The organism is Ruminiclostridium hungatei, from assembly GCF_002051585.1.
Taxonomy (GTDB): domain Bacteria; phylum Bacillota; class Clostridia; order Acetivibrionales; family DSM-1351; genus Ruminiclostridium; species Ruminiclostridium hungatei.
In genome coordinates this window covers 1-12,546 of record NZ_MZGX01000029.1, presented here as the reverse complement: position 1 = coordinate 12,546, position 12,546 = coordinate 1, and the positions used below count along the sequence as shown (strand labels likewise).

Below are 12,546 nucleotides of genomic sequence, written 5' to 3'. Positions count from 1 at the left end.
AAGGAGATAAAGTATGTCAAACAAACTCGTAATATATGATTCAACCCTGAGAGACGGTGCTCAGGCACTGGGAATATCCTTCACCGTGGAGGATAAGCTTAAAATAGTAAAGAAGCTGGATAAACTGGGAATTGATTATATTGAGGCCGGTAACCCCGGTTCTAATCCCAAGGATCTGGAGTTTTTCGACCGGGTACTTAAGCTTGAACTTAATACAGCCAGGATTATAGCCTTTGGAGCAACCAGGAGAGCCAACATCAAGGTCCACGAGGATGCAAACGTCCAATCCCTGTTAAAAGCGGGCACAGAAGCTATTGCAGTATTCGGCAAGTCGTGGGATTTTCAGGTTACGGATATCTTAAAAACTACCTTGGAAGAAAACCTGAATATGATATATGATACAATTAAGTTCTTAAAGGATAAGGGAAAAATAGTTGTATATGATGCCGAACACTTTTTTGACGGGTACAGGGCAAACCCGGAGTATGCCATGGAGACTTTAAAGGTGGCCAACAAGGCGGGTGTCGATACAATCTGCCTGTGCGATACCAAGGGAGCCGGCCTTCCGTCCTATATAGCCAAAATCACAGGATTGGTAAAAGAACAGGTAAATTGTGCAATCGGAATACACTGCCACAACGACAACGGAATGGCGGTGGCAGGATCAATAGCTGCAGTCGAGGCCGGTGCGGTACAGATCCAGGGTACTATCAACGGCTTTGGAGAGCGATGCGGCAATGCGAATCTTTGTACCATTATTCCAAACCTGCAGTTAATGATGAATTACTCCTGTATTCCCGAATCAAATATGGAGAGGCTTACCTCAACTGCCAGGTATGTAAGCGAAGTAGCAAATATTGTTCACGATGAAAGGGCTCCGTTTGTCGGAAACTGTGCCTTTGCTCATAAAGCCGGCATGCATGCGGATGCGGTAAACAAAAATACATCAGCTTATGAAATGATAAATCCTGAAGTTGTCGGTAACCAGAGAAATATCCTTATGTCGGAGGTGGCTGGAAGAAGTGCTGTCATGAGCATGATAAACATGGTGGACAGCACAATAACCAAGGATTCCCCGGAGACGAAAAAGATTATAGAAAGGCTCAAGGAGCTTGAGTACGAGGGATATCAGTATGAAGGCGCAGAAAGCTCCTTCGAACTGGTAATTCGGAAGATGCTTGGCAAATACAAGTCATTTTTCGAACTGAAGGAATTCAAGGTAATTGTAAATGAGCCCACAGTCAGCGTCAATTCATCAGCCATGATAAAGATACTGGTTGACGGACAGACGGAAATAACCGCTGCGGAAGGCGACGGCCCCGTGAATGCACTGGACAAGGCACTTCGGAAAGCTTTGGAGAGGTTCTATCCCCAGATAGCAGAAATGAAGCTGACCGATTATAAGGTTAGAGTACTGGACTCAAATTTTGCAACAGCTTCAAAGGTAAGAGTTCTTATTGAAACCACCGACGGTCAGGATGTGTGGACAACAGTTGGGGTTTCTACCGATATAATTGAAGCAAGCTGGAGAGCTCTGGTGGATTCTGTTGAGCACAAGCTGATGAAAGGCAATTAGTACAACCTTTGCTATTATCATCGGTTTTGGTATATAATATCCATGTCTTTGTATAATAGTATTAAAAACTCACTAAGGGGAGCTGAAAGTTGAAACTATACGGCAGAATAATCAAGCAAGGCAAATTGTTAAAGGAAGCCTGGGCGGTTCCTCAAAACACGGAGGGAGATTTCCGGGATCAGTTGGAGGAGTGCCTTATATCGGTATGCAAGGAACTGGACGTGGAAGTCCCGATCTGGCTGAAAAAGAATTCTACCGAATTCGGGCTGTACAAAAAGACCAGCTTTAATAGCGATCATTTCGGAGAAACTATTAATTTTGACAGGCTTGAAATTGTACTTTATTAGTCTGCCTGGTTTTTGCATGCCGGATAAAACTTTCTCCCCGGCGCTGTAAGCTGCAATAAATTTTAATATGTATTTTTAACAGTCAAATTGCAAATTCTAAACACGCATGGTCACAAGGCTATGCGTGTTTTCAGTTATATCATGAAAAAAATGATGTTAATAAGGTAACAGCAAAAACTACTGCTTTTTCTAAAAATCGTTTTGACATGATGACGAATAATTGATATACTTTATAATATAATATTATAAAGTAAAAAGTTTAGAAAGGGGGACTATACATTGTCTTTTCTAATTGGTATCGATCTTGGAACCTCGGGAGTTAAGACTGTATTGTTTGACGAAAACGGCAGACCTGTAGCAAGTTCCACCGTGGAGTATCCACTTTATCAGCCGAATCTTGGATGGGCAGAGCAGGATCCGGAAGAATGGTGGAGGGGCACATGCGAGAGTATAAATAATGTTATGTTAAAAAGTGGTGTTGATAAGCGCGACGTAAAGGGTGTCGGGTTGTCAGGCCAGATGCATGGTGCCGTACTGCTTGATAAAGAAGACAAGGTACTGAGAAAAGCTATTATCTGGTGCGATCAGAGAAGTGCGGCTGAGTGTGATCAGATAACAGAGCTTATCGGTAAGGAAAGATTGATAGAAATCACAGCAAATCCTGCACTCACAGGATTTACAGCTTCAAAAATCATGTGGGTGAAAAACAATGAACCGCAGATATTTGAAAAGATAGCAAAAATTCTTTTACCAAAGGATTATATCAGATTAAGACTGACCGGCGAGTACGCAACCGAAGTTTCAGATGCCAGCGGTATGCAGTTGATGAATATAGCTCAGAGACAGTGGAGTGAGGAAGTGGTGGGCAAACTCGGCATATCCACCTCCATGCTGGGAAAAATGTACGAATCACAGGAAGTTACAGGCAAGGTTACCGCATCAGCCGCCGCTATAACCGGTTTGAATGAAGGTACGGTTGTGGTAGGAGGAGCGGGAGACCAGGCAGCAGGTGCTGTTGGAAACGGTATCGTAAAACCTGGAGTAGTTTCATCTACAATAGGAACCTCGGGTGTTGTATTTGCTTATACCGACAAGCTGACTATAGATCCCCTGGGAAGAGTTCATACTTTCTGCCACGCTGTTCCAAACACTTATCATATAATGGGTGTTACTCAGGGTGCAGGCTTGTCCCTGAAGTGGTTCAGAGATACCTTCTGCATGGAAGAGCTCATGACGGCAGAACTGTCAGATATAGATGTATACAAGCTTCTGGATGCAGAGGCTGAAACCATTAAGCCCTGCAGTGACGGTTTGATATATCTGCCCTACCTGATGGGTGAAAGAACACCTCACCTTGATCCCAATGCAAAAGGAGTATTCTTCGGCCTGACTGCCAAGCACACAAAACCTCACTTTGTCCGTTCAATCATGGAAGGCGTAACTTACAGCTTGAAGGATTGCATGGAAATAATAAAGGATATGGGTGTCAGCGTATCCGAAGTAAGAGCTTCGGGCGGGGGCGGAAAGAGCGGCATATGGAGACAGATGCAGGCAGATGTTTTCGGTACAAGCATTAACAGAATAAAATCAGATGAAGGCCCGGCACTGGGAGTTGCAATACTTGCAGGAGTTGGATCAGGAGTGTACAGCAGTGTTCCGGAAGCTTGTGAAGCAGTAATCCAGGTTAAGGATACTTTGGCTCCTGTTGAAGCAAACATCAGCAAGTACAATGACTTCTACAAGCTTTACACCAAACTGTATAAATCCATGAAGGATGACTTTACACAGCTTAATAATATATTGAAGTAGGCTTTTGCGAAGCGGTCTGAAGCTGTAGTTGGGACATTATAATGTGAGTTTACTAAGTCAGACCTTGGACAAAAAGGCTGACAGGTTGATATAGATTTATTGCAGCATTGCGGGGAATGGGGGGAGCAGCATGAAGCTGGGAAAAACCGGGAACAACAAATTTTTGAAGCAATTTAATGAAACTTCCCTGCTGGAATTGATACGGACTAACAAACAGGTATCAAAAGCCGATTTAGCCCAACTTTCAGGTCTGTCCCCCACCGCAAGCGGCAGTATAGTTTCAAACCTTCTGGAAAAAGGTTATATCCGTGAAGCCGGCATTGGAATATCAAAAGGCGGAAGAAGGCCCAATCTATACGAACTGAACCCCAAAAGCTATTATTCCATCGGTGTGGATATTGACGTGGATTTTATAAGATTTATCCTTATGGATATTACGGGTAATGTGGAATACCGAGATAAGATTTCCAGCGGATTTGATCAATCTGTTCCTGAATCCATCGGGGCTGTGGTTGAAAAGGTGCGTCAGATTGTCAGGTTGAACAATATCAGCGAAGACAGGCTGCTGGGTGTGGGCATTTCAGTTCCCGGTATGGTGGAAAATAAAACCCATGAAATAATTTTTGCACCTAACTTGGGATGGGAGCAGGTTAATCTGGAGCACATGATGTCAGGCGTAGGCGATTTCCCAATATATGTGGACAACGAAGCAATGTGCTCGGCTATTTGTGAAAATTGGCTCGGCTGCTGTACCGAACAGAAGGATTTTGTATGTATCAACATGAAATCCGGCATCGGCTCAAGCATTTTTGCAGGAGGGAACCTTTACAGAGGCTGCAGCGGAAGTGCCGGTGAAATAGGTCACATAATGGTGGACCACAACGGCCCTAAATGTGCATGCGGAAACTATGGCTGCCTGGAAACCCTGGTTTCCTCAAAGTCAATGGTGGAGAAAGCCCGGCGACTGGTAAGACAGGGATTGATAACCGATTTTTCCGAGACACTGGATATTAACTCAATAAACTCGATTGATGATATAGTAGGCGCCATAAAGTCCGGGAATGAAGCGGCAAGAGTTATCTTTGTAGAAGCGGCAGGATACCTGGGGCTTGCGTTGGCAAATCTCATTAATACCATAAACCCTTCCAGAATTGTTCTGGGAAAGGAACTGGTAAAATTCTCCGAGGATATTTTGGAGCATTTACGAAATATAGCTTTGGCTAAAGCTTTGAGATATCCGGCCTCCAGAGTGGAGATACTCCTTTCTGAACTTGGGGAGGACACCTCTGCACTTGGAGCGGCAATCATACCTTTAAAAAAGCTCTTCGGCTACAGGCTGTGAGCATAATATAAAACACGTGGTTGAAAATACTAATTTAAGAGCGTGCAAAGCACGCAGATGGAGGGTATTATGTCAGAAATTTTTAACGGAATTTCAAAAATCAAGTTTGAAGGCAGTGGGTCAGATAATCCATTAGCATTCAAGTACTATAATCCTGATGCGGTTATAGGCGGAAAGACCATGAAGGAACACTTAAGATTTGCAGTAGCTTACTGGCATACATTCGCAGCCGGCGGAGCTGATATGTTCGGTGCAGGTTCATATGTAAGACCCTGGAACACCATGAGTGCTATGGATGCAGCAAAATACAAGGTAGAAGCAAACTTTGAATTCGCAGAAAAAATCGGCGTTCCATTCTTTGCTTTCCATGACAGGGATATTGCTCCTGAAGGAGATACTCTTGCAGAAACCAACAAGAACCTTGATGTCATAGTTGCCGCTATCAAAGACAGAATGAAATCAAGTGATGTAAAGCTTCTCTGGGGAACCACCAATGCATTCGGCAACCCAAGATTCATGCACGGTGCTTCAACATCACCAAATGCCGATATATTTGCATTTGCGGCTGCTCAGGTTAAGAAGGCCATGGAAATCACCAAGGAATTGGGCGGAGAAAACTATGTATTCTGGGGTGGCAGAGAAGGTTATGAAACACTTCTTAACACAGATATGAAGCTGGAATTGGACAACCTGGCAAGATTCTTGAAAATGGCTGTTGATTACGCAAAGGAAATTGGTTTTAACGGACAATTCCTTATCGAACCTAAGCCAAAGGAGCCAACAAAGCACCAATATGACTTTGATGCAGGAACAGTTATAGGATTCTTGAAGACTTACGGACTTGATCCATACTTCAAGCTGAATATTGAAGCAAACCATGCTACTTTGGCAGGACATACCTTCCAGCATGAACTTGCAGTTTCCAGAATCAACAACATGCTTGGAAGCATAGATGCAAACCAGGGTGATGTAATGCTCGGCTGGGATACCGACCAATTCCCAACAAACCTATATGATTCAACTCTTGCAATGTATGAAGTGCTTAAGGCAGGAGGCCTTGGCAAGGGCGGTTTGAACTTTGACTCAAAGGTCAGGAGAGGTTCCTTTGAACCTGCGGACTTGTTCTATGGACATATTGCAGGTATGGATACCTTTGCAAAGGGTCTTATCATAGCTGACAAGATGCTTGCAGACGGCAAGTTCGAATCATTTGTTGCTGACAGATATTCAAGCTACACTACTGGTATCGGTAAGGATATCATTGACGGTAAAGTTGGATTTAAGGAATTGGAAAAGTACGCTCTGGACGCAAAGATCCAGAACAAGTCAGGACGTCAGGAAATGCTTGAATCCTTATTGAACACATATATCTGTGAAAGCAAGTAATATGCTTCATAACTAAACAGGATTAATTAAACCCCCACGCATTTAAAAGGCGTGGGGGTTTTTTACCTGAATTCCAAAATACTTTTTTTATCCTTAAGCACTTTTTCCCTTGGGATATATTTCGGCTGTCCTATGGGAATGACGCTCAAGAGCTGTAAGCTTTCTTTCGCTCCGAGCAATTCCTTCAAGACTCCGTCTGCTATAACGGGATCATTCATCCAGCAGGCACCATAGCCCTTTTCGCTAACCGCCAGCAGAAGATTCTGTATGGCTGCACCCACTGAAAGCACGTCATAATACCCAAGGCGGTCAACCATGCCACGGTAATCATAGCCCTTCTCATAAAAGGCATCGACAGCCTTTTTGTCATAGAACCTTGTACCGTCGAGAAATACAAATATTACAAGGGGGGCATTCCTGAAAAAGCTGACAGCCTTTTCCCGGGAATGCAGAAATTCAGGAGTGGCGCCGGAATAACCTTCACTGTAGAACAGACGGGCCGCTTCTGCCGCAGCATCGGCCAATTTGTCAATCAGTTCCCTGCTGTCTACCGCGATAAAGTGCCAGCACTGGCTGTCGCAGCCGCTGGGTGCATTTGCAGCGCAGGAAATAAAGTACTCAACCATTTCCCTGGGCACGGGCGTATCTGTAAATTTTCGAATGCTCCTTCTTTTTACTGCCAGTTCTAAAAAATCATTTACCATATTAATCTCCTGACTGTTCCAATATAGAAATATTCCAAATGTGAGAAAAATTTTACCGACTATATATTTATTATACTATTATTTTTTATTAAACTGAACCTTTGATATTTCCTAAAATCCAATTGTTAAGAAATATTTAAAGAATTCATAATTCGCCCTTAAGAATGGTCTGCTATGATGTGTTTAGGAAAACTATCAAGGAGGTCGGATATGAGCGAAATAAAGGGACTTCTCTACAAAACCGAATTGAGTACGCTGTTAATCTTCAACAGAACTATAAAATGCAGGGTGTTGGATGCGGTAATGCCTTTACTTACGTACCTTGGAAGCGGAGCAGTAACAATTTCCTTTTGTCTGCTGATAATCGGATTGGGAAGCGAAGGAATAAGGGATACAGGAATTCAGGCATTGATATCACTGGCAGTAAGTCACCTTATGGTACAGATATTAAAAAGATGCATATGCAGACTGAGACCTAAGGAGGTAGTACCGGATATAAACACATTCAAAGTTTCACTGGACTACTACTCTTTCCCATCAGGGCACACCGCGGCCGCATTTTCAATTGCTACTGCGCTTGCGCTGAATATGCATGGAGCTGCAGCTCCGGCTTATGCAGCAGCGTCTGTTGTTGCAATAACCAGGCTGTATCTGGGAGTCCACTATCCTTCTGATGTTCTGGCAGGAATGTTTTTAGCTGTAGTCTCTTCCTATGCGGTACATTTTTTTGCTTATTTATAGAAATGCAGGTAAGAACAAAAGTATTTTCCGGCAGTAGACATTATATATTCAGGGGGCAGCTATGGAATTTTTAAAATATATGAGTTTTAGCATTAACGTGTTATTTATGGTGGCCACAGGAGTTATAGCTGCTGTGATGGGATATTTCTTCATCATATCTGTTTTTGGATGGAGAAGACGGAAGGAAAAGCAAGGAGCCATGAGTCCGGCTAAAAATTATGCAGTCATTATTGCAGCACATAATGAGCAGACAGTCATAAGAAGCACAATCAACAGTGTAAAGGCCATGGATTATCCCAAGGACAAATTTGAAGTGTTTGTGATAGCCGACAACTGCAGTGACGATACGGCAGCAATTGCCAGAGAATGCGGAGCAGTGGTTTTTGAACGCCGGGACAATATTAACAAGGGAAAAGGAAAAGCTCTGAGCTGGATATTTGATGTTATTTTAAAGGCAGAAACAGAATATGATGCCGTCTGCATCCTGGATGCGGATAACCTGGTGTCCAAGGATTTCCTCAGTAAAATAGACAAAAAAATGAGAGAGGGCTACCAGGTGGTACAGGGATACAGAGATATGAAAAATCCCTGGGAGTCATGGATAACCTCCTCCTATTCAATCACTTACTGGCTGGCTAACAGGTTGTGCCAGTTGCCAAGACAGTATCTCAATATAAACTGCACTCTTACCGGGAGCGGTTATGCCATCAACCTGGAAACTATCAGGTGTCTTGGGTGGAAGGTTGAAACCTTGACTGAGGATGTTGAATTTTATTTTCAATTGTGCCTTAGTGATGTAAAAATAGGATGGGCTCATGATGCAGTCATATATGATGAGCAGCCCATAACCCTTTCACAGTCATGGAAACAGCGTACCAGATGGATGCAGGGACATTTCAGTTGCGTATTTCTTTATGGAAGACGTGCTGTTTCAAAGCTCTTTAGAGAGAGGAGCCTTCAAGCCTTTGACGCTGTGGTAATGATGTTCTATCCTTTTTTTTACGTCATTGGCAGCCTGTTGATGCTGCTGCAGTTGACAAAGTCGTTCCTTGTACAGATAGATGATCCGAATATCAGGAGTATGGTTCTGTTTCTGTCAATATCCGTAACTACTTTTATTATGCAGAATCTTTACTCGGTTTGGGTGCTCTTAAATGAAAAGAAGGCTGATAAAAACCTGTTCATGGGATTGGCACTCTTGCCGTTTTTTAATTTCACCTGGGTACCGATAATGATACAGGGTTATTTTTCAAGAAAAAATAAGGAATGGGCTCATATAGCTCATAACTCGTCGGCGTTAAAATCTGCGTGAGTAAAACATGGGACAAAAAGCCCGGAGATAAATTTATCTTGATTTCTTAGAATAAAATATTGAGATAAATGCCTTTGTACATTGTTTATAAACAATGTACAAAGGCATTTGATTGAGAATTTAGGAATATTTTTTAGAGACTATCAGGGTCTGTAACCTTTATACTTTTGAGGATTCCATAAAATTGTTTTTTATATTTATTAAATAAGTCTTCACTTACTCTTATTTGTGCCCCATAAAATGCACCTTCTCCTAGAGTGCAGTAAATATAGAAATTTCCATTTCTTTTGACGTAAGAAAGATCACCATTAACATTATCAGATGTAGTAAAATTTTCTTTAGTTACTTTTTCTTCGAAATGACCAAAGTTTGTTTATTATGTGTTAAAAAAGTAACGTCTTGGTAATGCTTTCAAGTAATGTAACACGCATAAAGTACCAATACGTAATATTACACACAGGACCAGCTTGTTCGAAGGCCTGAACTTTTGATTCATTAGTAAAATTAACCGCATTTAAAAATACATGTCCACCATTACTATTTCCATATATGACAGCATCACTGACTAATACAGCATTCCGGCCTTGACATATAGTAAAAGCAAAACTACAATTGCAGTAATAGGAGAGGTTACCCCAGCGGAGAAGGAGGATTATCATAAAATGAAAATTGTGGTATTGGATGGATATGCCATGAATCCTGGAGATTTGTCCTGGACAGGAATGGAGGAAATTGGAGAACTTACGCTCTATGAAAGAACTGAAAAGGAAGTGATTTTAGAAAGGATAGCCCATGCGGAAATAGTTTTGACCAATAAGGTTGTCTTATCAAGAGAGATACTTGAAAAAGCACCCTCTGTAAAATATATCGGAGTTATGGCTACCGGCTACAATGTAGTTGATACTGACGCAGCTCGTGAGCTGGGTATATTGGTTACAAACGTACCTGCTTATAGTACCGTCTCAGTGGCCCAACTGGTATTTGCTTTTATTCTGGAGTTCTGCCATCACGTGGGAGAACATAGCAGGGCGGTAAGAGAAGGGGCTTGGACCGCAAGCAAGGATTTTACTTTTTGGAACTATCCCTTGATTGAGCTGGACAACAAAACACTCGGTATAATCGGATATGGAGCAATAGGGCAGGCTGTGGCAAAATTGGCCTTATCCTTTGGGATGAATATAAAAGTGTACAGCAGGACAGAAAAAAAGGAACTTGAGAATGATAAGCTAAAATTTACGGGGCTTCAGCAGCTTCTTGAGCATTCGGATTTTATCAGCCTTCATTGTCCTCTTACGGAAGAAACTAAAGGATTGATAAACGCTGACAGCCTCTCAAGGATGAAAACTGGCGCATACCTGATAAATACCTCCAGGGGTCCAGTTATAGATGAACAGGCGGTTGCTGATGCCCTAAACAGCGGAAAGCTGGCAGGTGCGGCAGTAGATGTGGTTTCAGCAGAGCCTATAAAAGCTGAGAATCCGTTACTGGGTGCAAAGAATTGTATTATCACCCCTCATTTTGCATGGGCACCAGTGGAAGCAAGGATCAGACTTATGAATACTTTGATTGCCAATATAGAAGCTTATTTAAAGGGTAATCCCATTAATGTGGTGAATAGAAAGTAAGTTGGGAATAAATAGTTAATATTTATTCCGGTCATTGGATAATATGAGAGTCAAGAGGGTGTGTATTTGCTTAACAAAACAGGTAGAAATAAGGCCGAGACCTTAAACGATTTTGACCGGTATGTTGAAGAAATATGTTTAAAATCCCGGTTCGGTGAGGCAAAAGAATATATACAGCACGGAACAACCACACTTTTCGAGCATAGTATATCGGTAGCATATTATAGTATGAAGCTTGCACTGGCACTGAAACTTCCTGTTAATTACCAGGCCTTGATAAGGGGAGCACTTCTGCATGACTATTTTTTATATGATTGGCATATAAAAGACCCGTCCCGGCCTTTACACGGGCTGCATCATCCTGTAGCAGCATTGAAAAATGCTGAAACGGAGTTTGAACTGAGCGAAATTGAAAGGAATATAATATTAAGGCATATGTTTCCTTTAACCCTGATTCCACCAGTGTATGCGGAATCCATACTGGTTTGCGTGGTTGACAAGTTCTGCTCTGTTTGTGAGATGGTAAGCAGGCGACGGAATACAGGGAATAAATAATAATAAATTTAATAAATAAAGAAGAGGTAAACACAGACAGGATAGCAGGTGAGAATATGAGTCATATGGAAAAGATAAAGCAATATTATGAAGCAAACAATGTTGAAGGATATCCGGACTATTACATATTGGGCTGGGAGAGTGAAGCTGCTCAAAAGCTCAGATTTAAGCAGCTTGTGGGAGCTATCGATCTCAATGATAAAACTGTTCTGGATGTTGGCTGCGGTACGGGCAACTTACTGGAATATGTTTCTGAGAGGTTCAGAAATGTAAACTACAGGGGAATTGATGTCTTGCCCCACATGATAAAAAGAGCAGAGGAGAAAAGGCTTAACGGAAAATTTGAATGCATTGATTTATTTAAGAGTAATCCGTACCGTGCCAAAGCTTTTGATGTGATATTCTCCTCGGGCATCTTCAATCTTAATCTCGGAAATAATCAATTATTTCTGACGGAAGCAGTTGAAATATTTCAAACGTTGGCAAGAGAAGATATATCTTTCAATCTGCTGTGGGATAAGTCCAAGGATATGGATAACAAGTATTTTTATTTTTCACCTGAAGAGGTATTTGAAACACTGAGCAATAAATATAAAAAACAGTGGAATATATCAATAGAAAAGGGATATCTTCATAACGACTTCACGGTGCATCTTAGCAAAATAATTTAATTTTATCGGAGTATACTTATCAGAATGCTGATTATAGTCGATAGCATGCCTGAAAAACCAGCCTATGGTGAGGATGATGCTTTGAGAAGAAGTATACATAATGTAAATTGATTTTTCCGGTCTTTTTTGAAATAAATAAGGATAAGCAGAGGTTGAATTGGCGTCTCCTGCGGTGGTATACTGGCAAAGCCGCAGCAAAAGGCGGTGGAAATGCCGTGGAAATGCCGTCAGCAGGAGCAACACTGGAGTATAAAGCATGGAATTAATTACTATAAAATCAACTGTTGACAAAGATGAAAAGGCGTGGTATTATATAAAAGCTGATTGCGGCAAGCAAACAGCAATAAACCTTGAAAGGCAATGACATCAACGCTTTTGAGGGATGGACTTTGAAAAGTAAACAGTGACAAATACATGCAAATGTATGTACATTCGTGTACATTGTAAAGGACTCTTTTAAATTCCAGAATCCAATGGA

11 protein-coding genes are annotated in these 12,546 nt (G+C 41.8%); 10 read left to right on the top strand and 1 reads right to left on the bottom strand.

Annotated elements, in window-relative coordinates:
- The first annotated feature begins 13 nt into the window (after positions 1-13).
- The 5 genes from cimA to xylA all read left to right on the top strand — a co-directional run bounded on the left by cimA (position 14) and on the right by xylA (position 6,460).
- On the top strand, positions 14-1,576 hold the full coding sequence (gene cimA / locus CLHUN_RS18360) for a citramalate synthase (protein ID WP_080066086.1): 1,563 nt from the start codon (positions 14-16) through the stop codon (positions 1,574-1,576).
- An 89-nt stretch (positions 1,577-1,665) separates the two neighbouring features.
- Positions 1,666-1,923, top strand: coding sequence for a hypothetical protein (locus CLHUN_RS18355; protein WP_080066085.1), 258 nt, complete (start codon positions 1,666-1,668; stop codon positions 1,921-1,923).
- 279 nt (positions 1,924-2,202) lie between these two features.
- On the top strand, positions 2,203-3,732 hold the full coding sequence (xylB, locus tag CLHUN_RS18350) for a xylulokinase (RefSeq protein ID WP_080066084.1): 1,530 nt from the start codon (positions 2,203-2,205) through the stop codon (positions 3,730-3,732).
- A 130-nt stretch (positions 3,733-3,862) separates the two neighbouring features.
- Positions 3,863-5,074, top strand: a complete 1,212-nt coding sequence (locus CLHUN_RS18345) for an ROK family transcriptional regulator (protein WP_080066083.1) — start codon at positions 3,863-3,865, stop codon at positions 5,072-5,074.
- A 69-nt stretch (positions 5,075-5,143) separates the two neighbouring features.
- The gene (gene xylA, locus CLHUN_RS18340) at positions 5,144-6,460 is read left to right on the top strand and encodes a xylose isomerase (RefSeq protein WP_080066082.1); all 1,317 of its coding nucleotides are present in this window, start codon (positions 5,144-5,146) and stop codon (positions 6,458-6,460) included.
- Positions 6,461-6,522: 62 nt separating this feature from the next.
- Here xylA and CLHUN_RS18335 read toward each other — a convergent pair whose 3' ends face one another.
- The gene (locus CLHUN_RS18335; protein WP_080066081.1) at positions 6,523-7,164 is read right to left on the bottom strand and encodes a nitroreductase family protein; all 642 of its coding nucleotides are present in this window, start codon (positions 7,162-7,164) and stop codon (positions 6,523-6,525) included.
- 210 nt (positions 7,165-7,374) lie between these two features.
- Between CLHUN_RS18335 and CLHUN_RS18330 the strand changes: the two genes are divergently transcribed.
- From CLHUN_RS18330 to CLHUN_RS18310, 5 genes are all read left to right on the top strand, one after another.
- Entirely contained in the window at positions 7,375-7,905 is a 531-nt protein-coding gene (locus tag CLHUN_RS18330) for a phosphatase PAP2 family protein (protein ID WP_080066080.1), read from the top strand.
- 61 nt (positions 7,906-7,966) lie between these two features.
- Positions 7,967-9,217 (top strand): glycosyltransferase family 2 protein, encoded by a 1,251-nt coding sequence (locus tag CLHUN_RS18325; RefSeq protein WP_080066079.1) that lies wholly within the window; start codon positions 7,967-7,969, stop codon positions 9,215-9,217.
- 662 nt (positions 9,218-9,879) lie between these two features.
- Positions 9,880-10,842, top strand: coding sequence for a D-2-hydroxyacid dehydrogenase (locus tag CLHUN_RS18320; protein ID WP_080066078.1), 963 nt, complete (start codon positions 9,880-9,882; stop codon positions 10,840-10,842).
- A 66-nt stretch (positions 10,843-10,908) separates the two neighbouring features.
- The gene (locus CLHUN_RS18315; RefSeq protein ID WP_080066077.1) at positions 10,909-11,397 is read left to right on the top strand and encodes an HD domain-containing protein; all 489 of its coding nucleotides are present in this window, start codon (positions 10,909-10,911) and stop codon (positions 11,395-11,397) included.
- A 56-nt stretch (positions 11,398-11,453) separates the two neighbouring features.
- Positions 11,454-12,068, top strand: a complete 615-nt coding sequence (locus CLHUN_RS18310; RefSeq protein WP_080066076.1) for a class I SAM-dependent methyltransferase — start codon at positions 11,454-11,456, stop codon at positions 12,066-12,068.
- The last annotated feature ends 478 nt before the right edge of the window (positions 12,069-12,546 follow it).